Raw genomic sequence first — 25,653 nt, 5'->3', positions numbered from 1 at the left:
GTCCGCTCCTGTTTATCGAATCTGGCGCCAGGACTGGCGTCCGCACGGTCTGGGCAGGTAAATCGGCTGCGAGCCGGAAGTCTGGACCATCACCGAGCACTTGGCTGCGACCGCCTTGGCGATCTCCTCGTCGGTCGCGGTGACGGGCAGGATGTCGGATGCTCCGGTCGCCGCCACGCTTACTTCCGTGACCGGCGCGGTACCGGTGCCACTGCCCTGGCGCTTGAGCTTGACCGCGCCCACTCCTTCGCCGAAGCGGTTACCCGTGGCCGAGCCGATGCGCGCATTCGACATGCCGCCGGCGCCGCTGAGCGCATCCAGGCCGTACAGCCAGTTGTTGCCGTCGGTCGAGCAACCGTCGGTGCTGTTCGGGTCATAGGTCGGGAAAAACAGGATGCCGTTCTGCAGGCGAGGCTTGCCGATGAATCGCTCGCCGGTCGCGACCGGGTTGCCGTTCGACCCTGCATCCACGCCAAGATTGATGTACCAACCTTTCTTGGTCGCGTTCAGGCGGTCGCCGGTGACGAAGCGCAGCACGGCTCCGGTGGTATCGCGTTCTTCCTTGACGTACTGGGCTTGCAGTTCGTTACGCCCGGCGATGACCACGCCCTTGTCGATGATGCCGTACACGCTCTGCATCGCCTTGTCGCTGGGGTCGTCGGTGAAGGAGAAGCTGCCGGTGCCGAACAGGACCATTACGTCGTTGCCGATCGTGGTCGCCTCCAACCCGCCGAGGATCGGCTGGCGCAGGCCATAGTTGTCGTTGTAGCGAGCGACGAACAGCGGCTGGCCGCCGAATCCCACGCTGTTGTCGCGCAGGTCGAACTTCCACACCGCGCCGTTGAGGTCGCCGGCATAGACCGTGTCGGCAAAGCCGTCGCGGACCTGGGTGGTGCTCGTGCCCTGGTAACGGTCGATCACCACCACATTGCCAAGCCCGTTCTTGGTCCGCGTCGGCAGGGTGCCGGTGGTTTCCTGGGCGGTGATGCGGGTGACTTTGCCGTCGGCGACGTCGACCAGGAACAGTACGGCCTTGCCGTTCACGCTGTCGTAGCCGTTGCCGAAGATCGCCTTCCATTTGATCGCGCCGCCGGCCTCCTTGACCGGAACGATGGCGATCTTGCCGAGCACACTGCCGATGTCCTTGGCCCCATTGGCATCGCCCGACAGGTCGTTGACCTCCCACAGCACGTTCAATGTCGACTGGTCTGTTACGTCGAGCGCGAACACGCCCCGCCCGCCGGCACCGACGCTGGCCGCAAGCACAGTCTTCCAGGCGCTACCGTTATGCGCGTCGGATACCGTGACCTGGCCATCGACATAGTAGCGGTGCTGGAACACTTGGTCGTTGCGGTCGGCTGCGCGATACGGGAACAACAGATTGCCCATGTGGCCGACCGAGGTCGCCGGAATATAGGCGAACTGCTCCTTGCCGGTGTCGCCATCGAAGGCATGGAACATGCCGTCGTTGGCACCGACGTAGACGAAAGTCTTGCGGGTGTTGCGCTTGTTGTGGAGGTAATTGGCATAGTTCAGCACGTCCGAGGTCGCACCATCGGCGCTGCGCAGGCCGCGATAACCGTAGTCGTCGCCCTTGGACGAGAGAATGGGGCTCGAATTGACGATGTCGCCGAGCAAGGTGGTGCGCTTGCGCAGCTTGCCACCATCATGGGCACGGCTGCCGCGCAGGTAAGCCACCGCCTCGGCGCCGGTGACGCCGCCGTCGATACGGTTGAATTTACCGGCACAGTTCTGCAGCGCATCGCTGCACAGCGCGGCCAGCACCGCGGTGTCGGTCGAGCCCAGCGCGGTGGCGGTGAAGTCGCCTACGGCGGGCTTGACGCTACCGGCCGTGGTCTTGCCGAACCGGACCGTGCGCCCCGCATCCGTCAATTGGGACGCCGCCTCCCATTTCTGGGCGAACGTGATGGTGCCAGCGACCGGGTTATGGGTCGCAGTGTAGGCGGTTAGCCGGCTGAACCAGTCGGTGCCGTTGTTAGCCGACTCGTAGATCGGCTCGACCGACAGGGTGTTAGTGCCGACGCGGGCGCCGGTCAGGCCGATGGTTCCCGAGGGCGTCGCGCCGCCGCCGACCGAGGCCAGAATCTCGCGCATCGCCGAGGTGATGTCCGCAGGCGTCGAGGCATTGATGTACTTGCCGCGCGCGTTCATGGTCGCGTGCCAGATCTCGTCGACCGTGCTGGGCGCATCGTTCTGGAAAGCGCGCCATGCCGGATAGCCTGCAGGCGTATAAGGATCCGGCGTATTGGTGACCGGATTATAGGTAACCCCGTAGATGTCGCCGCGCGCGCCCAGCGTCACGCCGTAGAAATTCATGTGCGGATCGGCGCGGCAATCCAGCTTGGGATCGTTCGGCGTGGTCTTGCAGGCCTCCGGCACGGGTACCTTGCCCAAGCCCAAGTCGCTGCGCAACGTGGCCTTGTAATACAGCGCGGCTGTATCGGCGAGCGTATTGGGATGCTGGTCGGCCAGCGGCGGAGGCATATCCGAGTCATGCGAGCCCACGGTGGGGCCGCCGCCGTTGCTGTAGCCGTCTGTGAACAGCATGCCGGCGTTGATCTGACAGGCAAACTTCACCGGCGCGCCCGCATCCGTGCGCATGAACTGCTTGCCGATGTGCTCGACGGCGAAACGGTTGGGCGTGCCGCCGGATGCGTTCAGGGCGAGCAATTTCTCGTTGTAGAGTGCCGCCTTTTCGGCAGCCACCGACATATCGCGCATCGTCACGTCGGTGTAACTGGTCGGATTGATCGTGAACATGCCGACGCGCATCTTCTCGGTGCGCTCCAGCGACAAGGTCAGCGCGGCCTTCATCGCGCGGTTGCGATTGCCGTAGAAGCTGAACCAGTTGGCGAAATTCTGGATCGCCGGAGCGTACGCGCCTGCGGCGAAGTTGGCCGACTTGATTTCGTACTTGTACAGATTGCAACCGCTGCCGCAGGCGTTCGTCGCAGTGGTGGGCGTGGCGGTATAGCCCCATGCAGCTCCCGCGGTAGCGGACTTGAGGTAGACCGTCGCGGGGTAGTATTCGATCGCCACCTCGCAGGCCGCGGTCAGAGTCCGGGCGGAACCCAGCGTATTCCAACCGCCCCCGTTCAGCCCACCGCAACCGCCGTCGTTATAGGTCTGATAAACGGTTCCCTGCGGCAGGGTCGCACCCTGTGGGATCAGAAAATGTTCGTCGCGGGTAGCGTTGGAGCGCCAATTGGACGCCAGATTTATAGTCGGAGTGGCGTCGTCCGGATCTACCCGAGTCGCGGTGACGCTCGCCTGCGGATAATCGACGATCTCGTTGGAGGCATTGGGCCGCTTCCATGGCGAGTAGGTCACCAGCGGATTGAAGTAAGCCGGATTGAGGTCCGGCGAACGAGCGAAACCGAAGTTGTCGATCGGCGCGATCGCCCGGCGATTGCCGTCGATGCGATACCCTGAGGACGGAATGGTGTGGTGATACCCGTTCATGTCGCCGTTGGTGGGCTGACCGTTGGCGTATTCGATCTCGTTGGCCACGCGCAGGCGCGCGTTGGCGCCGGTGCCGATGAAGTAGCCGTTGGTGGCCCGGGAACCGTAGTCCCAGAAGGCTGCGCCATCCTGTCCCGGGAACAGGGTCTGGAAGGTCATCGAACCGGAATTGTCGACCGCCATGACGAAGGCAGGCGGCACGGTGACGCTGGAATTAAGCGGCACCTGCGCCAGCGAGCCGCCTGCCTGGATGGCGTTGGCGTTATAGAGCCAGTAGCCGGTGCCGGCGAGGGCCAGCACGAGCGGAACGGCGATGTAGACGCGCGGGGAAGTCATGGCGATACCCTCAGGGCACGAAAATGGTGTCGATGACGGCGTCCGAACCCGGATTAGCGCCGCGATCCACGGCGTAGGCCGTGACTTGGAAAATCAGATTGGTGTTCTCGCTGACCGGCGTGGTGCCCATGCCGATGCCACCGCCGGAAACGCATTCGTCGATACGGCGGGTATAGCTGAGCTTGGCCGGCAACGGATTGGCATACTTGAGCTTTTCGGCCCAAGCCGAGGGATCGAATCCGGTGGTGCAAACCGATTCGTCCAGGTCAATGGACTCGGTACCCGCGCTCTGAACTTGGCGCCTGAGATCGGTTTCCTTGCCGCGCGCACGTCCCTCAGCGTTCTGGAAGGCCATGTTGGTCGAACGGTAGCTGCCCGTCATGCGTTCCTGCAGGCCGGTCACCTGCATCGCGGTAATGCCGAGCAAGGCCAACAGGATCAGCATGATCAGGGCGACGTACAGCACCGCGCCACGCTGGCTGCGAACGGCGGTAAACGGTCGGGTACGGATCGTGTTCATGGCGGGCCTCAGTTTCCGTACAGCCGGTTGCGCAGGGCGATATTGGTTTCGTACACGCTGCGGTAGCGCTGGTCGTTGGGCAACGTCAGTAGGGTGCCGAGCGAACGCGGCGCATTGGTGCGCTGCTGGGCGGAGGCCGCATCGGTGCTGCGTATTAGCAGTCCGACCTGCATGCCGCCGACACGCTGCCAGCCGCCGGTGCTGTCGTTGGTCGGCAGCAGGGTCGCCGCCGTGCGGATACCGTCGATGACGCCTGTCGGCGGCTGCGCCGGGTCGGTGACCATGTCTTGCGCGAACAGCAACTGCATATTCTCAACGCTTTCGACGACTTCTTCGGCGGTACCGCCGATCAGCGTTACTGCCGCGGTGCCGGGGGCCGCGTTGAAGCGTGCCCGGTACAAGGTCGGCTCTTTCACATTGCCGGGGCGAACCTTCAGGCCGACGTAATAGACGAGCGTTTCGGCGCGATACAGACGCGCCTGACCCGAGGCGAACGTATCCGAGCCGTCGAAAGCGATCTGATTGACGCCGGCGGTGCGCACGGTCAAGACCTTGGCGCCGCCGGCGTCGGCGATCGCATTGGCCTGGAACATCACGACCGAGCGGCAATCGGCGATGCCGAACAAGCCCGGGTTATCGACGCCCCGCGTCAGCACGCCCCACTGCGCCGGATTGACCCGAATCGTCGCCGGATTGCCGGTGGTGAAGCCGGTGACTTCGGCGCTTTCCGGCGACAGGAAGCGCAGCACGAGGATGTCGCTGCCGCGAATCGGCACCGGGTCCAAGGCGTCGAAGAACTGATTTTCCACGGCTGGCACCCAATCGCCGGCGTTGCCTTCGACCGGGTCCGCCGACAAGTTCAAGGTGTCCGCGGGCCCGGTGTTGCGGGCTTCGTACCCGCGCACCGAGTAATCGAAGCGCAGCGGCAGCCGATCGACGGGCATGCTCGCGTAATTGCTCCGATTGCCCAGGAACAGCTCCCCGAACATGCCGTTGCCGGCATAGAAATGGGCCTGGTCGGATACGCAGCCGAAGTGACCGCTCATGCGCGCATCGCGCTGCAAGGCATCGATCGCGAAGCGCGAGCTTTCCTGGGCGCGGGCGAGTCCTTGCGCCATCTGGTAAGAGGCGCGGGAAGCCGAGAATATCTCCACCAGGCCGAGCATCAGCAGGCCGCTCAACAGCAGGGCCACCATCAACTCGATCAGCGACAAACCCAGTTGCTGTCGACGGCTCACAGCGCGCTCCTCATCTCGAATTCGGTTCCCTGAGCGAGAGGGTCAGCTCTCCAACGCTTGTCGTCGTCCCAGGTGATTACGATGCTGACGGTCTTGTCGGCGTTGACCTGTACTACCGCCTTGCCGCTCGCGCCCAGGGCTTCGCGCATCCGGCAGGTGAACGCCGCCTTGCGGTCGTCCGGCGTGACCTTGTTGATCCTGGCGCAACTCGCGTTCGCGGTCGCCGACGAAGCGAGATAAGTACCGGAGTATTTGGCCGCCAGCAGACGGTTCGAACGAATGTCGTCGAGCAGATCGCTGGACAGATTGGTGGCGATGGTGCGCTGGTTGGCGCTCTGTGACAGGCGCAAGTTGGTCGTCTGCAGCATCGCCAGGCCGAGCAGCCCCAGTCCGAGCACCAGCACGGCCATCAGCACTTCGATCAGGCTGAGACCGCGTTGCGTTCTCAGTGATGGCACGCCGCGGGAAAGTCGACGGCTCATGGGCAGTTCTCCCTGGTCACGCTGACGCGGCCGATACGGTTGATGTCGAAGGCGCGGACATTGGCGGCGCCGGCCTTGCAGGTGGCCGCCTGCATCGAGAAATTGAAATTGGCGACGGCGACGCCGGTCGGCAGCTTTTCGATGGCACGCCCGCGGTCGTCGAAACCGATCGCGCTGATGTTGCCCATGGTGAGAGCGATTCCTTCCTGCGGCTCGATCACGCGTTTGATTTCGGCGGGCGTCCGCGTGCCACTGCCGTTCTCGTCGGTCCACACCAACATGCCGTGGGCCCAGTTGATGCCGCAATCGGTTCTGTCCGTGTTGCTCGGGCAAACCCAGGACTGGCTTTTGCTGCGCACCGCCTCGGCACGGGCGAGATTGATCGTCGCCAGCATCTGGTTGGTCGCCGTCGACACGCGGTTGGAGCGGATCGACTCGGTGAACGTGGGCAGGGCCAGGGCCAGCAGGATCGCAGCGATCCCGATCGTGACCATGAGCTCGATCAGTGTGAAGCCGGCGGCCCGACGCATTGGCATGAGCGGTTCTCTTCCCCAGAGGACATGCAGGATGCTAACAGTGGCGCTTGGCCCCAAATGGCACACTACCGACGAGCGGTCGGGCTGGGTTGGCCAGTGGTTTCGGGGCCGGGAATATCCCGACCTGCGTCACGCGGCGATCGGCCTCCCGGCAGGCCGTGCGCGAAATCGGGCCGCACCGGACGGCTTGGCCGGGCCTTCCCGGCCGCGATGCGGCGGCCGCCTGGCGCGCCGGTCCGCCGCCTTCGCCTGCGCCACAGGCAACCGGAGCGGCCACTGACGCCCTGCGGCGAAGGCCGGCGTCGTCGACGAATCCGCTCATGGCCTGGCGATTTCGCATGTCGCCATCCGCCGCCCAGCGGGCATCGATGCGTGCGCGTCCATCCAGGCTCGTTGCAGCCGCGATCGTCGCGAGCCGACCATGACTGCGCTGCGCGTGCGGCGGATTCGCTGAGCGTCCCGGCGCCCCGGAGAACGCACGGGAAAACAGGACAACAAAAAAGGCCTCGCATTTCTGCGAGGCCTTCCGGTATTTGGCGCCCGAAGTTGGACTCGAACCAACGACCCCCTGATTAACAGTCAAGTGCTCTAACCGGCTGAGCTATTCGGGCGGGGCTGCATATGATGCTCAATGCCCCGCCCTTCGTCAACACTTCGGCGCGAAATTCGCTCAGGTCACGACGCGGTAGCAGGGGCGGTATTCGCCGGCGATCTTCATCCGGCGCTGCTCGACGAAGGCCCGCAGCAGGGCGTCGAGCGACTGCATCATGTCCGGGTCGCCGTGGATCTCGAACGGGCCGAATTCCTCGATCCGGCGCATGCCGTCCTCCTTGACGTTGCCGGCGACGATGCCCGAGAACGCCCGGCGCAGGTCGGCCGCCAGCTCGTGCGGCTTGCGGCCGTGGTGGAGGTCCAGCGCCGCCATCGCCTCGTGGGTCGGGATGAACGGCTTCTGGAAGGTCAGCGGGATGTCGATCGACCAGTTGAAGAAGAACGAATCCTTGTGCTCGATGCGGTTTTCGCGGACCCGGCGGATGCCCGCGGCCATGCGCTTGGCCACGTGCTCGGGGTCGCCGACGATGATCTCGTAGCGCGAGGTCGCCGCCTCGCCCAGGGTCAGGCGCAGGAAGCGGTCGATCTGCTCGAAATACGGCGCCGAGGCGGTCGGGCCGGTCAGGATCAGCGGGAACGGCAGCCCGGCGTTTTCCTCGCGCAGCAGGATGCCGAGCAGGTACAGGATTTCCTCGGCCGTGCCGACGCCGCCCGGGAACACGATGATGCCGTGGCCCATGCGGACGAAGGCCTCCAGGCGCTTCTCGATGTCCGGCATGATCACCAGGTGATTGACGATCGGGTTCGGCGACTCGGCGGCGATGATGCCCGGCTCGGTGATGCCGATGTAGCGCACGCGGCGCTTGCGCTGCTTGGCGTGGGCGATGGTCGCGCCCTTCATCGGGCCCTTCATCGCGCCCGGGCCGCAGCCGGTGCAGATGTCCAGGCCGCGCAGGCCGAGCTCGTAGCCGACCTGCTTGGTGTAGATGTATTCGTCGCGCGAGATCGAGTGGCCGCCCCAGCACACGACCAGGTTCGGATCGGCCGGGTGCAGGATGCGCGCGTTGCGCAGCAGCCCGAACACCGAATCGGTGAGGCCCTCGCTGCTGTCGAGGTCGCGGCCGCCGCCCTTGTCGAGCTCCATCGCGGTATAGGCCAGGTCGCGCACCACCGCGAACAGCAGCTCGGCGACGCCGCGGATGATCTCGCCGTCGACGAAGGCCATCGCCGGCGCGTGGCGCAGGTCGATGCGCACGCCGCGGTCCTGCTGGTGCACTTCGATATCGAAATCGGGATACAGCTCGCGCGCGGCGCGCGGGTCGTCGGAGGCGCTGCCGCTGGTCAGCACGGCCAGGGCGCAGCGGCGCAGCAGGTCGTGCATGCCGGTCGAGGCGTCGCGCAGGCGCGCCACTTCGTCGCGGGACAGGACATCGAGCCCGCCCTTGGGATAGATGCGGGCGTTGACCGTCGGCAGGACGGCCGCTATGGGGGGTGCGGTCATTGCGTTTTTCTCTGCTGTTTTCATCGATTAGTGGGACAGGACTCTAGCAGTTCGGCGTTGGGCTGCGGCGGCCGCCCCGTCGCCGGACCGGTCCGCGGCGGTGCCGCCCCCACCCTGCCCGGCCACGTATGCAGCGGCCCCATAAAAAAGAAACGGCCGGGGTCGCCCCCGGCCGTCGCTCAAGACGCATCGGCAGAACCGATCAGAAGCTGTAGCGCAGCGTCAACAACAGCGACCAACGCTGCGACGGGTTGAAGCTCTCGTTGACCGGCAGGCGCGCCGGCGCGTAGGTGCCGCCGACGTTGTAGGTCGGACCCGAGATGTCGTAGATGTACTTGCCGTTGGCGTCCACGCCGCGCACGTCGGCGAGGCGACGCTCCAACGGGAAGTCGGCACGACGCTCGACGCCCCAGCTCTTGTCGATCATGTTGAGGACATTGAAGATGTCCAGGCGGACCAGACCCTTATGTCCCTTCGCGAAGCCCGGGATTTCCTGGCTGACCGACAGGTCGAGCTGGTTGACCCACGGCGCGCGGCCGGCGTTGCGCTTGAAGATCTCGCCGCGGTAACGCGCCAGGTCCGTATCCTGGCTGATGTAGTCGAAGAACGACTGCTTCATGGCCTCGGTCACGCCCGGCGCCCACGACACGTCGCCCGGACCGGCCGGGACATAGGCCAGGTCGCGCACGTAGGAGTCGCCGTTGACGTCGTTGCCGAAGATCCAGCTGTACGGCGCGCCGCTATGACCGTCGTAGAACGCCGAGACGCTGGTCTTGTAGTCGCCGAAGAACGCCTTTTCCCAGGTCACCGACGCGATGATGCGGTTCGGGATCGAGTAGTTCGAGATCGACTCGTAGTCGTCGTTCGGGTTGATCCAGGCGCGGTTGTTGAAGCTGCTGTTGGCGACCGAGGAAGTACCCGGATTGACGTCGGTGGCGCGGCTGAAGGTGTAGCCGATCATGCCGCTCCAGTTGTTCGCGAACGGCTTCTTCAGCGACAGGGTGAAGCTGTCGGAATGACCCTTCTCGGTGTTGGTCAGGTAGATGACCTGCTGACCGAAGGAGGGATTGGCGTTCCAGCGCGTGGTGTTGGCGCTGCCCGGCGCACCGTTCGGATTGCGGGCATAGCTCAGGCGACCGTCCGGCAGCACGCCGGTCGGCGCGCCCAGGTTGATGTTCTGGTAGTTGATGCCCTTGACCGTGTCGAGGTACTGGTACTCGGCGCTGATGACCATGTCCATCCACGGCAGCTGGTGATCCAGGCCGAGGGTGTACTTGGCGACGGTCGGCAGGTCGAAATCCGGATCGACGACGCTGACGTTCATCTGCGAATTGCCCAGGCCCGGCTTGGTGCCGCCGGCCGGCAGGTTCTGGCCGTAGGGATCGGAGCTGAACGCCGGATCGGTCGGCAGGCGCAGACGGTTGACGTCGTAGCTGGCCACCGCGACACCGTTGTTGGAGTACGGGTTGGCCACCCACACCGCCGGGGTGTTCGAGATGAACAGGCCCGCGCCGCCGCGCAACTGGGTGTAGCGCTCGGTGTCGAAAGCGTAGTTGAACGAGAAGCGCGGCTGGATCACGCCGTTGCCGTCGATCGTGCCGCCGTTGCTGAAGCCGAAGCCGCCGTACGCGGAATTGAGGTTAGCGCCTGCCGCGGTATTGCGGCGCAGACCGCACGGACCGAGGTCGCCGGTGGTGCCCGGCGCGGCCGCGAAGCAGGGGTTGAAGGTCGGATCCGGGTTGACCTTGGGCAGGTCGTAGCGCACGCCGTACTGGACCGACAGCTTGTCGTTGACCTGCCAGGTGTCCTGCAGGAAGAAGCCGTACTGCTTCATCTTGAATTCGGCCGCGACGTTGCCCAGGTCGTAGCCGGCGGCCGGCACGTTGACGCGGTAACGGCGGTAACGGCCGGCCTGGAAGTCGGCGATCGAGTTGAATTCGTAGGAGCCGTTGTAGTTCTGCAGGAACAGGTTGTAGAGCTCGTCGCTCTGGTAGTCCAGACCGGCCTTGACGACGTGGTCGCCGATGAACCAGCTGCCCGCGAAATAGGCGTTCCACGACTTCACCGCCAGTTGGTTGGCCTGGCTGGAGAACTCGGTGCCCATGACCACGCTCGGGCCGGTGTCCAGGCCGCTGGTGCGCACCGTCACTTCAGGCTGGAAACCGCCGACCAGCGGACCGCGGGTCTGCTTGAAGTCGTTGTGGCCGATCGAAAGCTCGGTCGAGAAGTTTTCGGTCCAGTCGTCGTACAGACTCAGCGAGTAGGCGGTGTTGGTCTTGTCGAAGACATACCAGTTGCTCGACAGATTCAGGCGCGTGGTGTTGCCCTGGACGATGATCGGCTCGTCTTCCTCGGTACGGCTGACGCGGAAGCTGGCGCGATGGAAATCGTTGATGTTCCAGTCGAACTTGATCAGGCCGCGCTTGCTTTCGATGTCGGCCGAGCTGGTGCCGCCCGGGGTCAGGCCCTTGCTGGTGGCGACGGCGGAGATCGCGTCGACGTTGGCCTGGGTCAGGCCGGCGACTTCATTGGTCGAGCCCGAACCCTGCGGGCCCCAGATCGCGCCCGGGCTGGTCTTGGTGCTTTCTTCGTACGAGGCGAAGAAGAACAGCTTGTCCTTGACGATCGGGCCGCCGAGGGTCGCACCGATGGTGCTGTCCTTGGTGAAACCGGTCCACTTCTTGTCGGCTTCGTTCTTGCCGATCATGTCGTCGGCATTCTGATAGGTGTAGTACACCGAACCGTGGAATTCGTTGGTGCCGCTCTTGGTGATCGCGTTGACCCAGGCACCGACGCCGCGACGGGTGGCGACGTCGAAGTTGGCGGTCGAGATGTTGTAGCTCTCGATCGCGTCCTGCGAGATCGGCGTGCCCTTGGTCGGCAGGCCGTTGTCGTTCAGGCCGAACGGGTCGCCGGCGTTGACGGTGTCGATGGTGATGCTGTTGTAGCGGAAGTTCTGGCCGGCGGCCGAGAACGCGCCGCGGTCGCGGTCGGTGATGACGATGCGGGGATCGGCGCGGACGATGTTCTGGATCGAACGGTCCGGCGACGGCATGCGGTCCATGTCGACGCGCGAGAGCGTGGTGCCCAGGCCCTTGTTGTCGGCGTTGAAGGTCTTCAGCGAGGCCGATGCCACCGCCTGCACGGCGTCCAGCGTGGCCACCTGGCCGAGCTGCGCATCGACGCTGCCGACCTGGTCCAGCGCGAGGTACACGCCTTCCTGCTGGGCGGTGCCGCCGCCGTCCTTGCTGACTTCGATCGTGTACGGACCGCCGACGCGCAGACCGCGCGCGTTGTAGCGGCCGTCGGCACCGGTGGTGGCGCGGCTGACCGTGCCCGACTCGGAGTGAGTGATGGTGACCACTGCACCCGCAACCGGCTGGCCGTCGGCGCTGGTGACGCGGCCGGCGAGGCCTGCGGAAGTGCTCTGCGCGAAGACCGGCGCGGTGGCGAGAACGGCAAGCAGGCCAAGCGTGAGCTTGGACAACCGGACGCGGTTCGGATGAGTCATTACGGTGACCTCGGGATGTGGAATGCGTGGCGGAGTCGAGCAGGCGCGGCTCTGCGCCGCTGCCGTGCTCTGGGTGGATTGGCTAGCCCCTACCCAAACGGCGCGTGGCCGCTGGGTTAACAGCAGTTTAACAGGCTAGGGGGGAGGTGTGACAGAGACGTGACGCCGTTCATGGCTTGTCACACGGTGACCGGGGTCAAAGCTGAACGGGCACGTCCGGCAAAGCGGGAGTGAGAAGTGAGTGGCGAGGAGTGAGGCGGGAAGCCCGGCAGCCGTGAGGTTCAGCTCAAGACCGAGCCGAACCACTCGCTGCTCACTCCTGCCCACTCACTTCCAGCCCTCAGGGCGGCGAAATCTGCAAATAAGTCCCCAGGCCATCGAGGACCATCTGCACCGAAATCGCCACCAGCAGCATGCCCATCAGGCGCTCGATCGCAATCAGGGCGCGGCGGCCGAGCAGCTTGTACAGCAAGGTGGCCGAGAACAGGATCGCCGCGGTCGCGCCCCAGGCGATCAGCAGCGCCAGGCTCCAGTCGGTCAGGCGCGAGGGGTCGTTGCTGCCCATCAGCATCACCGCGGCCATGCCCGAGGGGCCGGCCACCAGCGGGATCGCCATCGGCACGATGAAGGGCTCGCCGTCGGGCAGCTCGCCCATCAGTCCTTCCGGCGGCGGGAAGATCATGCGGATGCCGATCAGGAACAGGACGATACCGCCGGCGATCGAGACCGACTCCTGGCGCAGGTGCATCAGCTCCAGGGCGTACTTGCCGCCCCACAGGAACAGCATCAGCACGCCGAGCGCGATCAACAGCTCGCGTGCGAGCACGATCCGCTGGCGCTTGGGCGGCAGCCCGCGCAGCAGGCTCAGGAACACCGGGATGTTCCCGAGCGGGTCGAGAATGATGAACAACAGCAGCGCGGCCGAGGCGATCGTCATGGGCAGGCGGCCGTCATGGCGTCGGTGCCCAGACCTGGCCGCGATGCACGGCGCCTTCCGGCGCCAGCAAGGTCACGCAGGCCGGGGCATAGGCGGCGGGGTCGCGGGCGCTGCGGTCGCTGTCTTCGACATAGGCGCGCGAACGCAGCCCGGTGCGCATCGGCCCCGGACGCAGGCCGGCAACGCGGATGCTCGAATTGGCCAGCTCGGCATGCAGCATGCCGACCAGCGCGGCCAGGCCGTGCTGGGCGGCGCCGTAGCCGCCCCAATAGGCCTGTCCGACCCGTTGCGGGTCGTCGAGCGCGAACACCAGCGCCGCGTCGGCCGACTTGGCCATCAGCGGCAGGCAGGCCTGCGACAGCCACCAGGGCGCGGTCAGGTTGACGTGCACGGCACGCGCGAACGCGGCCGGGTCGGTCTGCGCCAGCGGAGTCAGGCCGGGGAAATCGGCGGCGCAGTGCAGCACACCGTCGAGGCGGCCGAGCTCGCTTTCGATGCGCGCGGCCATCTCGGCGTAGTCGTCGGGCTGGGCGCCTTCCAGGTCGAGCGGATACAACAGGGGCTCCGGGCCGAGCTGGGCGACCGCGTCGTAGACCCGGTTCAACTTCGGCAGCTTGCGCCCGAGCAGCACCAGGGTCGCCCCCGCGCTCGCGCAGGCGGCGGCCGCGGCCGCGCCGAGTCCGCCGGCCGCCCCGGTCACCAGCACGACGCGGCCGGCCAGGGCCGGCTGCGTCGTCGCCGTCGTGGCTGCCGTCGAACTCACTGTGCCTGGGTCTCGCTGATCATGCGCGCCAGCTCGCCGGACTCGTAGAGTTCCATGGTGATGTCGCAACCGCCGATCAGCTCGCCGTGGATGAAGAGCTGCGGGAAGGTCGGCCAGTTGGAATAACGCGGCAGATTGGCGCGCACTTCCGGGTCTTCGAGCACATTGACCGTATGCAGCGCGGTCGCGCCGGCGGCCTTGAGCGCCTGCACGGCGCGGCTGGAGAACCCGCACATCGGGAACTGCGCGGTCCCCTTCATGAACAACACGATCGGGTGGGCTTCGACTTCGGCCTGAATCCGTTCCATAACGGACATGGGTACTGCTCCTGCGATGGTTTGTTGCCGACTTTGACGGTTCAGCAACGAAACGTGGGGATAGAATATGAATTGTAAGCCTACACGGCGCCGCCGACGCGTCCCTTCCGGCCTGGTCTCGGCCCGGAACGGACTGCCGCCGGCGGCGTCCCTGCTAGCCAGCCCCCCGAATTCTGCAAGGAGCCCGCCAATGGCCATCGAATTGCCCGCCCTGCCCTACGACCGCACCGCGCTCGAGCCCACCATCTCCGCCGAGACCATCGACTTCCATTACGGCAAGCACCACAAGGCCTACGTCGACAATCTCAACAAGATGATCGAGGGCACCGAGTTCGCCTCGCTGTCGCTGGAAGAGATCATCAAGAAGTCGCAGGGCGGCATGTTCAACAACGCCGCGCAGATCTGGAACCACACCTTCTACTGGAACTGCCTGTCCCCCAAGGGCGGCGGCGAGCCGACCGGCAAGCTGGCCGAGCTGATCAACAAGGCCTTCGGCGACTTCGCCAAGTTCAAGGAAGAGTTCACCAAGACCGCCGTGGGCACCTTCGGCTCCGGCTGGGGCTGGCTGGTGCAGCGTCCGGACGGCTCGCTGGCCCTGGTCAGCACGCCCAACGCGGCGACCCCGCTGACCGGCGAAGACACCGCCCTGCTGACCTGCGACGTCTGGGAGCACGCCTACTACATCGACTACCGCAACGCCCGTCCGAAGTACGTCGAGGCATTCTGGAACCTGGTCAACTGGGACTTCGTCGCTTCCAACCTCAAGTAAGCGGGCTTGAAGTAAGCGCAAGCCTCGTCGCGACACCCAAACGGCCGGGGAAACCCGGCCGTTTTCGTTGGTACGCCCGGACCGGGCCCGCTTGAGACTAGGCGCTCAGGCCAGCCGCTCGATCACCGGCGCCACCTGGTCCTGCCGGCCGAGGCGCTCGCCGACCCGCTGCAAGGCTTGGGCGAGTTCGCCGGCGCTGTCGGCGCGCAGGGTCGCGTGGCCGACCTTGCGGCCCTCTCGCGAGGACTTGCCGTAATCGTGCCAATGGCCGCCGGCTTCGCCGAGCACCGGGCCGGCCTCGGGCATGGCGCCGATCCAGTTGAGCATGCAGGCCACGCCGAGCATGCGGGTATCGCCCAAGGGCAGGCCGAGCACCGCGCGCAGGTGATTCTGGAACTGCGAGGTCTCGCTGCCTTCGATGGTCCAGTGCCCGGAGTTGTGCACGCGCGGCGCCAATTCGTTGGCGAGCAGCGCGCCGTCGCGGCAGAACAGCTCGAGCGCGAACACGCCGACATAGTCCAGCGCCTCGGCGAGCTTGCGCGCGTACGAAATCGCGGTCGCGGCGAGCGTCTCGTCGGTGCGCGCCGGCGCCAGGCTGGCCGACAGCACGCCGTCGACATGCCAGTTTTCGGTGATCGGCCAGGCACGGAATTCGCCGTCGCGGCCGCGCACCGCGACCACCGACAACTCGCGCTCGAAACGCACGAACCCTTCGAGAATCAGCCCGACCTTGTCGGCCTGCGGGCCGAGCGCGGCCCAGGCGGCGTCGGCATCGGCCGGCGTCTTGATCCGGAACTGCCCTTTGCCGTCGTAACCCAGACGCCGGGTCTTGAGGATGCACGGCGTGCCGATGGTCGCGATCGCCTCGTCGAGCGCGGCGCGGGTATCGATCGCGGCGAAATCCGGCACCGGGATGCCGAGCTCGCGGAACAGGGTCTTTTCGGCCAGGCGGTCCTGGGCGACGGCGAGCGCGCGCGGGCTCGGGAATACCGGCCGGCGTTCGGCCAGCCAGTGCGCGGACTCGGCCGGCACGTTCTCGAAATCGAAGGTGGCGACATCGATCTTCGAAGCGAATTCGTCGAGCGCGGGCTGGTCGGTGTAATCGCCGACCACCATCGGCGCGAACTGGCCGGCACAGGCGTCGGCGGCGCTGTCGAGCACCAGGAAGCGCAAGCCCAGGGGCGCGCCGGACAGCGCGAGCATACGGGCCAGTTGCCCGCCGCCGAGAATGCCGACGGTGGTCATCGGCGCGGATCGTCGTTGGCGAGCACGTCGTCGGTCTGGCGGGCGCGGAACGCGCTCAGCGCCGCGCCTATCGCCGGGTATTCGGGCGACAGCAGCGCCGCGGCGAACAGGGCCGCGTTGGCGGCGCCGGCATTGCCGATGGCGAAGGTCGCCACCGGAATGCCGGCCGGCATCTGCACGATCGACAGCAGCGAATCCATGCCGTTGAGGGCCTTGGACTGCACCGGCACGCCGAGCACCGGCACCGCGGTCTTGGCCGCCAGCATGCCCGGCAGATGCGCCGCGCCGCCGGCGCCGGCGATGATCGCGCGCAGGCCGCGCGCCGCCGCCGTATCGGCGTACTCGAACAATACGTCGGGCGTGCGGTGCGCCGAGACCACCCGGACCTCGTGCGGAACGCCGAGCGCTTCCAGCTTGGCGGCAGCGTGCTGCATCGTTTCCCAGTCAGAGCGCGAGCCCATGACGATGCCGACGAGCGCAGGAGGGGTGACGGGCGTTGCGGAAGCTGGAGACATGGGGCGTGCCTTGGCGCAAAGACGTATTCTAACGCCCTGTCCCGTCGTATCGGCACCGCACCGTATGGATCGCAAACTGCTCGACCTGCTCGTCTGCCCCTCCACGCGCCAGCCCCTGCTCCCCCTGGAGAGCCGCGGCCTGCAGGCCCTGAACGCCGCCATCGGCGCCGGCGGCATCGTCCGCGGCAGCGGCGACGCCCAGTCCGAGCCGCTGCGCGAGGCCCTGGTGACCCGCGACCGCAAGATCGTCTACATCGTCGACGACGGCATTCCGCTGCTCGACGCCGAAAACGCCATCGCCGCGGCCCAGATCGAAGGCTTCCCGGCCGCATGAGCGCGCCCGCCCGCGACCTCAGTCCGCCGCCGGCCGCCGAAATCGAGGCCGACGTCGCCGACGCCCTGGCCGAGGACCTCGGCAGCGGCGACGTCACCGCCGACCTGTTGCCCGACATCGCCGACAGCGCCTATCTGCTGTGCAAGGAAGACGCCGTCGTCTGCGGCCGCCCCTGGTTCGAGGCCTGCCATCGCGCCCTCGACCCCGACGTGCGCATCGACTGGCGCGTGGCCGAAGGCGACCGGGTCGGCAAAGGCACGGTGCTCGCCCTGCTGCACGGCCGCGCCCGCGCCCTGGTCAGCGCCGAGCGCGCCTCGCTCAATTTCATGCAGACCCTGTCGGGCACCGCCACGGTCACCGCGAGCTACGTCGAGGCGGTGCGCGGCACCGGCACCCGTATCCTCGACACCCGCAAGACCCTGCCCGGCCTGCGCCTGGCGCAGAAATACGCGGTGCGCGTCGGCGGCGGGAGCAACCACCGCATCGGTCTGTACGACACGGTCATGCTCAAGGAAAACCACGTCCGCGCGGCCGGCTCGATCGGCGCGGCGATCGCCGGCGCCCGCGCCAGGCACCCGCAGCTGCCGCTGATCGTCGAAGTCGAATCGCTGGAGCAGTTGCGCGAGGCGCTCGACGCCGGCTGCGACCGCATCCTGATCGACGACTTCGACGCGCCGGCCCGGCGCGAAGCCGTGCGCATCGCCCGCGACGCCCCGTACCAAGGCCGCATTCCGCTGGAAGTCTCCGGCGGCGTCGACCTGGCCGGCCTGCGCGCGATCGCCGAAGACGGCGTGGACTGCATTTCCATCGGCGCGCTGACCAAACATGTGCGCGCCATCGATCTTTCGCTGAAACTCGGGCCGCCGCCGGGCTGACCCCCTTGGCTTTGCGCCCGACCGTCGCCAGAACCCTGTCATGCCTACCCTGATCCTGTTGATGATCTTCGGCGCCGCCGCGTTCTCGTTCTGGAGCGCCGGGCGCGCCGCCGCCGAGCGCGCCGAGGCGGTCGGGCGCGACGCCTGCCTCAAGGCCGGCGTGCAGTGGCTGGACCAGAGCGTGCACGCGATCGGCCTGAAGCTGATCCGCCAAGAGAGCGGCTGGCTCGGGTTCGAGCGCACCTTCCGCTTCGATTATTCGATCGACGGCGAAGACCGCCACGTCGGCCGCCTGATCCTGCGCGGCGAACGCCTGATCGCCTTCAGCGGCCCGGTGACGCGGGCGCCGACGCCGCTGCATTGAGCGGCCCGCCGCGACGAATCAGAGGGTAGGAGCGGCGCGAGCCGCGACCGCGAGGCCTCGTTCACGGCGATACCGCCATGGCCTGCAGGGATGACGAGTTCACCGGTCAATTGATGCTGCGCCGGTTTTCGAATCGGCGCAGTCGCGGCTTGCGCCGCTCCTGCCCGAGAAACCGGTTTACTTTACGATGCGCAGATGCCCGCCGCGACGCGGGCTCGGAGTCTGCGGGCCGCCGTCGTCGTCGCCTTCAGGCGCCGGGTCGTTCGGCACCGAGCTCAGCATCGGCGGCGCCGTATCGGCCTCGTCCTGGCCCTCGTCGAGCGCCGACTCTTCCATGCCGACGTCCTCCGGCAGGGCCATGCCCTGCCCGGTTTCGCGCGCATAGATCGCCAGCACCGCGCCGACCGGCACCGAGACCGGATGGCTGACGCCGCCGAAGCGCGCGCTGAAACGGATCAGGTCGTTGCCCATCTCCAGGTGCGAGACCGCGCGCGCGGCGACGTTGAGGACGATCTTGCCGTCCTTGACCGCGTGCGCGGGCACCTGCACCGACGGACGCGTCGCGTCGACCAGCAGGTGCGGGGTCATGCCGTTGTCGGCGATCCACTCGTACAACGCCCGCAACAGGTAGGGGCGGTGGCTGGTCATCGGAGCACTGCTTTCGGTCATGCGCACATTTTAGCGTCATGGCGAGGTGAACGACGAGGCCGGCCCATGCGATTACCGCCCCGTCCGCCGCGAGTCCGGCGCGCCGCGGCCTCGGGTGCGGCCCGGTCTCGCCGCCGTGCCGGGCTCAGGTCGGCATGTCGCGCAGCTTGCGTTCCTGGTCGGTCAGGCTGCGGGTGAAACCCGGGTTGCGGAAGATGCGGTTGCCGTAGTCCTCGATCGCCTTGCCGTCCTTCGGCATCGGCACGTCGAGCGAGGGCAGGCGCCAGATGATCGGCGCCATGGCGCAGTCGGCCAGGCTCATTTCGGGGTTCAGGAAGAACTTGCTGGCCTTGAACAGCGGCACCGAGGCGGTCAGCAGTTCCTTCAGGCGCTTGCGCGCGGCTTCGGCCTGGGCCTTGTTGCCCATCTGGATGGCCTGCACCTGCGGCACCCAGTCGTGTTCGAGGCGCAGCATCGCCAAGCGCAGTCGCGCCCGCGACAAGGGGTCGACCGGCATCAGCGGCGGGTGCGGATAGCGCTCGTCGAGGTATTCGCTGACCACGCTGGCCGCATACAGGACCAGGTCGCGCTCGACCAGGGTCGGCACGGAGTGATACGGGTTGAGGTCGACCAGGTCTTCGGGCGGGTTCTGCGGGTCGACCGGTATCAGGTCGTAGGTGACGCCTTTCGCCGCCAGCACCAGCCGGACCCGGTGGCACAGCACGCAGTCGGTGGACGAAAACAGAGTCAGGGCATTACGCATACGGGGGCTCGCCGCCATCATCGACCTCTCCAGCTACCGGAATCCGCCGGTCGCAAGACGCCCTCCACCCGCTGTGGAAAGTCGTCACGGCCTCGAGCCTGCCCCCTACCCCATGCGCGCGACGCCGGCTCCCGCCACCGTCGTGCGCTAGCCCGCGCCTCAGCGGCGCGGGCCTCCCTGCGGGGATCGGATCAATGTTCCACGTCGCGCCAGTACTCGGTCTTCAACAGATACGCGATCAGGGTGAACAACGCCAGGAACAGGATCACCCAAACGCCCAGACTCTGGCGCTTGAGCGCGGCCGGTTCGCCGGCGTACTCGAGGAATGTGGTGATATCGCGCGCCGCCGTCTTGAAGCCTTCGGCGTCGAGCGTGCCGGGCTGGGCGATCTTGAGGGCGTGCACCGGACGTTCGCCGGTGGCCTTGTCGAGTTCGCCGTACTCGGCGTGCTGCAGACCCTGCAGCTGCCACAGCGGGTTCGGCATCGAGGCGTTCGGGAACAACTTGTTGTTCCAGCCCAGCGGACGGGTCTCGTCGAGGTAGAACGAGTTCAGGTAGGTGTAGATCCAGTCGCTGCCGCGCACGCGCGAGATCACGCTGAGGTCCGGCGGCATCTTGCCGAACCACTGGTTGGCGTGCTCGGCGGTCATGTTGACCTGGATCTGCTCGCCGAACTTGGCGCCGGTGAAGTTGAGGTTGTTCATGACCTCCGCTTCGGTCAGGCCCAGGTCCTCGGCGATGCGCGAGTAGCGCAGGTACTTCAACGAATGACAGCCCGAGCAGTAGTTCATGTACAGCTGGGCGCCGCGCTGCAACGACGCGCGGTCGTTGAGGTCGGTACCCGACTGCATCAGGTCGCCGCCGCCGGAGGCGAAGGCGGTCGCCGACACGAGCAGGCCGGCGGCAAAGGTGGCGAGCTTCTTCACGATACGCATCTTATGGAAGGGCCGGCTGTGATCAATCGAGCTCAGGTTAGTCATGCATCTTCACCCGTTCCGGCACCGGCTTGGTCTTGTCGAGCTTGGTCCACAGCGGCATGGTGATGAAGAAGGCGAAGTACAGGAAGGTCAGCACGCGGCCGACGATGGTCTCGACCGGGTCGGTGCCGGGACCGGCGCCGATCTTGCCGAGCCACAGGAAGCACACCGCCAGCACCGCGAGCGCGAGCTTGCTCATCCAGCCGCGGAAGCGGACCGACTTGACCTTGCTGCGGTCCAGCCACGGCACCAGGAACAGCACCGCGATCGCGCCGAACATCACCAGCACGCCCGACAGTTTGTGCGGGATCACCCGCAACATCGCGTAGTACGGCGTGTAGTACCAGACCGGCTTGATGTGCTCCGGCGTGACCAGGCGATTGGCTTCGCTGAAGTTGTCGTGCTCGAGGAACCAGCCGCCGAACGCCGGAGCGAAGAAGATGATGAACGCGGCGATGATCAGGAAGAAGCCGACGCCCACCAGGTCCTTGACCGTGTAGTACGGGTGGAACGGGATGCTGTCGAGCGGCTTGCTGGCATCCCAGCGGTTGCCCTTCGGACCCTTCTTGATGTCGACGCCGTCGGGGTTGTTGGAACCCACCTCGTGCAGCGCGCCCAGGTGCAGCACGACCAGCAGCAACAGCACCAGCGGCAGCGCGATCACGTGCAGGGCGAAGAAGCGGTTGAGGGTGGCGTCGCCGGGCAGGTAGTCGCCCATGATCCACTCGGTCAGGCCGTTGCCGATCACCGGGATCGCGCCGAACAGCGAGATGATGACCTTGGCGCCCCAGAACGACATCTGGCCCCACGGCAGCACGTAGCCCATGAACGCTTCGGCCATCAGCACCAGGTAGATCAGCATGCCGAGGATCCACACCAGCTCGCGCGGCTTCTGGTACGAGCCGTACAGCAGGCCGCGGAACATGTGCAGGTAGACGACGATGAAGAACAGCGATGCGCCGGTGCTGTGCATGTAGCGGATCAGCCAGCCCCACTCCACGTCGCGCATGATGTATTCGACCGACGAGAACGCTTCGGCCGCGGACGGCTTGAAGTGCATCGTCAGGAAGATGCCGGTGACGATCTGGTTGACCAGCACCAGCAGCGCGAGCGAGCCGAAGTAGTACCACAGGTTGAAGTTCTTCGGCGCGTAGTACTCGGTCATGTGCTTGCGATAGAACGGCATCATGCCGGGCGCGCGAGCGGTGACCCAATCGAAGACGTTGTTGGCGGTGCGGGTAATGACGTTGGACATGACTTACGCCGCTCCCTTCGGATCAACACCGATGACGATGGTGTTGTCGTTTTCGTAGTAGTGCGGAGGCACCAGCAGGTTGGTCGGGGCCGGCACGCCCTCGAACACGCGGCCGGCCATGTCGAAGCGCGACTTGTGGCAGGGGCAGAAGTAGCCGCCCTTCCATTCCGGGTCGAACGCCTCGGGCCGGATCTCGGCCTTCATTTCCGGCGAGCAGCCCAGGTGGGTGCACAGGCCCACCAGCACCGAGATCTCGGGCTTGAGCGAGCGCAGTTCCGGGCTCTTCTCGCGCACGTAGGCCGGCTGCTGGTCGGGGTTCTCGGACTTGGGATCGCGCAGGCGCCCGTCGAGCGTCGGCAGGATGTCGAGAACGGCCTTGGAGCGCTTGACGATCCAGATCGGCTGACCGCGCCATTCCATGACCAGGCGCTGGCCTTCGGTGAGGGCGCTGATATCGGCGGTCACCGGAGCGCCGGCGAGCTTGGCGCGCGCGCTGGGGTTCCAGGACTTGATGAAAGGCACCGCGGCAAAGCCGGCGCCCACGGCACCGACCACTGCTGTGGTCGCCGTCAGGAACCGACGTCGGCCCGTGTTGATAGGATCGTTGACCCCTTGGTTGGCCATCCGGCACTCCGCAAAGCTGCAATTCGAAGTTACGCCGCACCGTCTGGCGCCAAAGGCGACCACATACCACTGGCGGAAGGCTGGCGGCTCAAAAGACGGGGAAGTGTAGCGGAAGCGTTAAGCGCCCGACAATCCGCCACGACCGCGGAACGAGGATCAGCGCACGCCTGAGGCGCCCGATGCGGCTCGAATACCGCTCCAACGCGGCTCGAGCGCGGCCGGAACGCGGCTCGACGCCGGCGCTGGCACTGTGCGGGCGCCGTCGCCGCCCGGTTCCGAGCGGTCCGGACGCCGCCGCGGCGCCGCGCCCTCGCGCAACCGCGCCCCGCAGGCGCACGAAGGCGGCGAGGCGGCCGGTCATGGAGGGATTCGATGCGGGCGGGCTCGCCCCTGGCAGCCGGACGCCTCGCTTGCGGCGGTGGCTAGCGCCGCGCGTCCCGCGAAGGCTCAGCGCGCGACGGTCGTGGCCGAGCGGTAGCGCTCGGCGAGCACGGCGACCCGCTGCACGTAGCGCTGGGTCTCGTTGTAAGGCGGCACGCCCTTGTACTTGTCGACCGCGCCCTCGCCGGCGTTGTAGCCGGCCGCGGCCAGGGTCAGGTTGCCGTTGAAGCGCTTCAGCAGCCAGGCCAGGTACTGCACCCCGCCCTGGATGTTCTGGCCGGCGTCGAAGGCGTTGCCGACCCCGAACCGGCGCGCGGTCGCCGGCATCAGCTGCATCAACCCCTGCGCGCCGACCCGCGACATGGCGTTGGGGTTGTAGGCCGATTCGGCGTGGATGATCGCGCGCACGATCGCCTCCTCGACCCCGTGCTGGCGCGCCGCCGCGGCGATCTCGGCCGAGAAGGCCTCGGTGTTCAAGCGCAGGGTGCCGAAGTTGACCCCGGGCCTCGCGCCGCAGGCGTAGCAGCTCTCGATGAAGCTGTAGCGGATGGTCCGCATCGCCGAGACGTTGGCCAGGCCCTTGGGCCGCTTGCTCGTGTAATGGCGGACGCCGTCCTTGATGTAGGAGTAGACCTGCCCCTGGACCAGCCGGGTCGGGGCCGCCCGCGGGGTCGCCGGCACCGCGACCACCGGGGCGATCGCGTTGCTGCCGGCCTGGCCGGCCGCGGCCTTGTCCGGCATGGCTTGGGCAGGCACGGCTTGACCAGGCACGAACGCAGCCGGCTTGAGCCCGGCCGCGGCCATGGTCGCGGCGGCACCGCTGTAGGTAGCCGGGGGGTTGTTGTGGATCGAGGCCGGGGCCGAGGTCGCGCTGCCCGAGCCCACCGAACCCATCGCCGGCGGCGCGTACGACACCGGGGTCGGGTTGCGCGGGCGGTTGGGGCGGTTGATGTACTGGCCGGCGACGACGCAGCTCGCGCCCTTGACCTTTTTGCTGACGTAGCTGCGCTCGCCCGAGGCGCTTTCGCAACGGTAAACGGTTCCGGCCATCGCCGGCGCGACGGCCAGCAGGCACACGATCCCCAGCAGCAGCGAGCTCCCCCTCATGGGCGGGAGTGTCCACTGCCGCGCCTGCGCTGCCAAGTCCTTGATACGGAAACGTGACGCCCGCCCCGGCTCGGGCCCGCCGGACCCGGCTTGGGGCTAAACTGTCGCCCCTTCCGGCGCGGATTAACCGCCGCCCTTCCCGGACCCGGACGCCCATGACCGACCTGCACCCCCTGCCCACGGCTCCGGCCGCGGGGTCTGCCTCCCCGCCCGCCACCGGCGCGCCGGGAGCGAAAAAGCTGTTCATCGAGACCCACGGTTGCCAGATGAACGAGTACGACTCGGCCAAGATGGCCGACGTGCTCGCCGCCAGCGACGGCCTCGAACTGACCCAGGACGTGAGCGAAGCCGACGTCATCCTGATCAACACCTGCTCGATCCGCGAAAAGGCCCAGGAGAAGGTGTTCAGCCGGCTCGGCCGCTGGAAGCAGCACAAGCAGGGCGGCCGCCCGGTCATCATCGGCGTCGGCGGCTGCGTCGCCTCGCAGGAAGGCGCGGCGATCGTCAAGCGCGCGCCCTACGTCGATCTGGTGTTCGGCCCGCAGACCCTGCACCGCCTGCCGGAGATGATCCGCGCCAAGCGCGAGACCGGCCTGCCCCAGGTCGACATCAGCTTCCCCGAGATCGAGAAGTTCGACCGCCTGCCCGAGCCGCGCGCCGAAGGCCCGAGCGCCTTCGTCTCGATCATGGAAGGCTGCAGCAAGTACTGCTCGTTCTGCGTGGTGCCCTATACCCGCGGCGAAGAAGTCAGCCGCCCGTTCGAGGACGTGCTGGTCGAGGTGGCGCAACTGGCCGCCCAGGGCGTGCGCGAGATCAACCTGCTCGGCCAGAACGTCAACGCCTACCGCGGGCCGATGCCGACCGACAGCGAAGCCGGCGAGAGCGGTGCGGGCGGCAGCGGGGCCGAAGCCGACGTCGCCGACCTCGGCCTGCTGATCCGCACCATCGCCGAAATCGACGGCATCGACCGGATCCGCTTCACCACCTCGCATCCGCTGGAGTTCAGCGACTCGTTGATCGAGGCCTACCGCGACGTGCCGCAACTGGCCAACTACCTGCACCTGCCGGTCCAGGCCGGCAGCGACCGCATCCTGGCGGCGATGAAGCGCGGCTACACCGCGCTCGAGTTCAAGCAGAAGATCCGCAAGCTGCGCGCGGTGCGCCCGGACATCTCGGTGTCCTCGGACTTCATCGTCGGCTTCCCCGGCGAGACCGAGGCCGACTTCGAGAAGACCATGAAGCTGATCGAAGACGTCGGTTTCGACCAGTCGTTCTCCTTCATCTACTCGCGCCGTCCCGGCACCCCGGCGGCCGACCTCGAAGACAGCGTCGGCGACGCCGAAAAGCATGCGCGCCTGTCGCGCCTGCAGGCGGCGATCAACGCCAACGCCGCGCGCATCTCCGAAGCCATGGTCGGCAGCGTCCAGCGCGTGCTGGTCGAAGGCCCCTCGCGCCGCGACCCCAACGAGCTGACCGGCAAGACCGAGAACATGCGCTCGGTGAACTTCGCCGCGCCGTCCCGCCTGATCGGCGGCTTCGTCGACGTACTGATCACCGAGGCCATGGCCAACTCGCTGCGCGGGCGCGTCGTCGTCGACGACGGCCGCGCCGCCGCCTGAA

23 protein-coding genes, 1 tRNA gene and 1 pseudogene are annotated in these 25,653 nt (G+C 66.9%); 5 read left to right on the top strand and 20 right to left on the bottom strand.

Translation table 11 applies throughout. From position 1 onward, the window contains the following. Positions 1-12: 12 nt before the first annotated feature. The 12 genes and pseudogenes from AC6CH2_RS15035 to grxD form a co-directional block, all read right to left on the bottom strand. Complete coding sequence (locus tag AC6CH2_RS15035; RefSeq protein WP_498269902.1) at positions 13-3,783, bottom strand: pilus assembly protein; 3,771 nt, start codon at positions 3,781-3,783, stop codon at positions 13-15. A gap of 46 nt (positions 3,784-3,829) precedes the next feature. Next, a complete protein-coding gene (locus tag AC6CH2_RS15030) occupies positions 3,830-4,339 on the bottom strand; it encodes a pilus assembly PilX family protein (RefSeq protein WP_498269901.1) in 510 nt (169 codons plus the stop codon). Between the two features lie 8 nt (positions 4,340-4,347). Then, positions 4,348-5,403: a PilW family protein gene (locus tag AC6CH2_RS15025; RefSeq protein ID WP_498269939.1), complete on the bottom strand. Its 1,056-nt coding sequence runs from the start codon at positions 5,401-5,403 to the stop codon at positions 4,348-4,350. Between the two features lie 102 nt (positions 5,404-5,505). Then, a pseudogene (locus AC6CH2_RS15020) lies at positions 5,506-5,577 on the bottom strand (prepilin-type N-terminal cleavage/methylation domain-containing protein); the annotation flags it as partial. Next, entirely contained in the window at positions 5,574-6,059 is a 486-nt protein-coding gene (gene pilV, locus AC6CH2_RS15015) for a type IV pilus modification protein PilV (RefSeq protein ID WP_498269900.1), read from the bottom strand. The gene pilV and the pseudogene AC6CH2_RS15020, both read right to left, overlap by 4 nt. Next, the gene (locus tag AC6CH2_RS15010; protein ID WP_498269899.1) at positions 6,056-6,589 is read right to left on the bottom strand and encodes a GspH/FimT family pseudopilin; all 534 of its coding nucleotides are present in this window, start codon (positions 6,587-6,589) and stop codon (positions 6,056-6,058) included. Before AC6CH2_RS15010 ends, pilV begins: the two co-directional genes overlap by 4 nt. 540 nt (positions 6,590-7,129) lie before the next feature. Continuing rightward, positions 7,130-7,206 (bottom strand) — tRNA-Asn (locus AC6CH2_RS15005). 59 nt (positions 7,207-7,265) lie between these two features. Next, positions 7,266-8,648, bottom strand: a complete 1,383-nt coding sequence (ppnN, locus tag AC6CH2_RS15000; RefSeq protein ID WP_435395577.1) for a nucleotide 5'-monophosphate nucleosidase PpnN — start codon at positions 8,646-8,648, stop codon at positions 7,266-7,268. A gap of 202 nt (positions 8,649-8,850) precedes the next feature. Next, on the bottom strand, positions 8,851-12,159 hold the full coding sequence (locus AC6CH2_RS14995) for a TonB-dependent receptor (protein ID WP_498269898.1): 3,309 nt from the start codon (positions 12,157-12,159) through the stop codon (positions 8,851-8,853). A gap of 340 nt (positions 12,160-12,499) precedes the next feature. Continuing rightward, complete coding sequence (locus tag AC6CH2_RS14990) at positions 12,500-13,096, bottom strand: YhgN family NAAT transporter (protein WP_408953003.1); 597 nt, start codon at positions 13,094-13,096, stop codon at positions 12,500-12,502. A gap of 13 nt (positions 13,097-13,109) precedes the next feature. Then, on the bottom strand, positions 13,110-13,859 hold the full coding sequence (locus tag AC6CH2_RS14985; protein WP_498269897.1) for an SDR family NAD(P)-dependent oxidoreductase: 750 nt from the start codon (positions 13,857-13,859) through the stop codon (positions 13,110-13,112). Continuing rightward, positions 13,856-14,176 (bottom strand): Grx4 family monothiol glutaredoxin, encoded by a 321-nt coding sequence (gene grxD, locus AC6CH2_RS14980; RefSeq protein WP_435395580.1) that lies wholly within the window; start codon positions 14,174-14,176, stop codon positions 13,856-13,858. The genes AC6CH2_RS14985 and grxD overlap by 4 nt, the downstream gene beginning before the upstream one ends. 190 nt (positions 14,177-14,366) lie before the next feature. On the opposite strand from grxD, the gene AC6CH2_RS14975 reads away from it, so the two are divergent. Further along, the gene (locus tag AC6CH2_RS14975) at positions 14,367-14,945 is read left to right on the top strand and encodes a superoxide dismutase (RefSeq protein ID WP_215840090.1); all 579 of its coding nucleotides are present in this window, start codon (positions 14,367-14,369) and stop codon (positions 14,943-14,945) included. A gap of 105 nt (positions 14,946-15,050) precedes the next feature. Here the strand turns inward: AC6CH2_RS14975 and AC6CH2_RS14970 are convergent, their stop codons facing one another. Continuing rightward, a complete protein-coding gene (locus AC6CH2_RS14970; protein WP_498269896.1) occupies positions 15,051-16,190 on the bottom strand; it encodes a 5-(carboxyamino)imidazole ribonucleotide synthase in 1,140 nt (379 codons plus the stop codon). After that, entirely contained in the window at positions 16,187-16,705 is a 519-nt protein-coding gene (gene purE / locus AC6CH2_RS14965; RefSeq protein WP_435395582.1) for a 5-(carboxyamino)imidazole ribonucleotide mutase, read from the bottom strand. Before purE ends, AC6CH2_RS14970 begins: the two co-directional genes overlap by 4 nt. Before the next feature lie 64 nt (positions 16,706-16,769). On the opposite strand from purE, the gene AC6CH2_RS14960 reads away from it, so the two are divergent. Genes AC6CH2_RS14960 through AC6CH2_RS14950 form a run of 3 tightly spaced genes read left to right on the top strand, consistent with a single transcriptional unit; the run spans position 16,770 to position 18,278 of the window. Then, on the top strand, positions 16,770-17,039 hold the full coding sequence (locus AC6CH2_RS14960) for a Trm112 family protein (RefSeq protein WP_498269895.1): 270 nt from the start codon (positions 16,770-16,772) through the stop codon (positions 17,037-17,039). Next, positions 17,036-17,914 carry a carboxylating nicotinate-nucleotide diphosphorylase gene (gene nadC, locus AC6CH2_RS14955; protein WP_498269894.1) on the top strand — a complete coding sequence of 293 codons (879 nt, stop codon included), beginning with the start codon at positions 17,036-17,038 and terminating at the stop codon, positions 17,912-17,914. The genes AC6CH2_RS14960 and nadC overlap by 4 nt, the downstream gene beginning before the upstream one ends. Positions 17,915-17,954: 40 nt before the next feature. Then, positions 17,955-18,278 (top strand): DUF3301 domain-containing protein, encoded by a 324-nt coding sequence (locus tag AC6CH2_RS14950; RefSeq protein ID WP_498269893.1) that lies wholly within the window; start codon positions 17,955-17,957, stop codon positions 18,276-18,278. A gap of 177 nt (positions 18,279-18,455) precedes the next feature. Here the strand turns inward: AC6CH2_RS14950 and AC6CH2_RS14945 are convergent, their stop codons facing one another. The 6 genes from AC6CH2_RS14945 to AC6CH2_RS14920 all read right to left on the bottom strand — a co-directional run bounded on the left by AC6CH2_RS14945 (position 18,456) and on the right by AC6CH2_RS14920 (position 24,033). Next, positions 18,456-18,947 carry a ClpXP protease specificity-enhancing factor gene (locus tag AC6CH2_RS14945; protein WP_435395586.1) on the bottom strand — a complete coding sequence of 164 codons (492 nt, stop codon included), beginning with the start codon at positions 18,945-18,947 and terminating at the stop codon, positions 18,456-18,458. Positions 18,948-19,071: 124 nt separating this feature from the next. Continuing rightward, positions 19,072-19,707: a glutathione S-transferase N-terminal domain-containing protein gene (locus AC6CH2_RS14940; RefSeq protein ID WP_031370409.1), complete on the bottom strand. Its 636-nt coding sequence runs from the start codon at positions 19,705-19,707 to the stop codon at positions 19,072-19,074. Between the two features lie 173 nt (positions 19,708-19,880). Then, positions 19,881-20,624 (bottom strand): cytochrome c1, encoded by a 744-nt coding sequence (locus AC6CH2_RS14935; RefSeq protein WP_435395587.1) that lies wholly within the window; start codon positions 20,622-20,624, stop codon positions 19,881-19,883. A gap of 37 nt (positions 20,625-20,661) precedes the next feature. Continuing rightward, on the bottom strand, positions 20,662-21,921 hold the full coding sequence (locus AC6CH2_RS14930) for a cytochrome b (protein ID WP_435395588.1): 1,260 nt from the start codon (positions 21,919-21,921) through the stop codon (positions 20,662-20,664). A gap of 3 nt (positions 21,922-21,924) precedes the next feature. Next, entirely contained in the window at positions 21,925-22,545 is a 621-nt protein-coding gene (gene petA, locus AC6CH2_RS14925; protein ID WP_435395589.1) for a ubiquinol-cytochrome c reductase iron-sulfur subunit, read from the bottom strand. A gap of 447 nt (positions 22,546-22,992) precedes the next feature. Beyond that, positions 22,993-24,033 carry a lytic transglycosylase domain-containing protein gene (locus tag AC6CH2_RS14920; RefSeq protein ID WP_498269892.1) on the bottom strand — a complete coding sequence of 347 codons (1,041 nt, stop codon included), beginning with the start codon at positions 24,031-24,033 and terminating at the stop codon, positions 22,993-22,995. Between the two features lie 155 nt (positions 24,034-24,188). On the opposite strand from AC6CH2_RS14920, the gene miaB reads away from it, so the two are divergent. Next, a complete protein-coding gene (gene miaB, locus AC6CH2_RS14915; RefSeq protein ID WP_498269891.1) occupies positions 24,189-25,652 on the top strand; it encodes a tRNA (N6-isopentenyl adenosine(37)-C2)-methylthiotransferase MiaB in 1,464 nt (487 codons plus the stop codon). Position 25,653 lies beyond the last annotated feature (1 nt).

The organism is Lysobacter sp. GQ73 (assembly GCF_059758755.1).
Note: the sequence above shows the minus strand (reverse complement) of the source record. Positions and strands in the feature narration are given on the sequence as shown.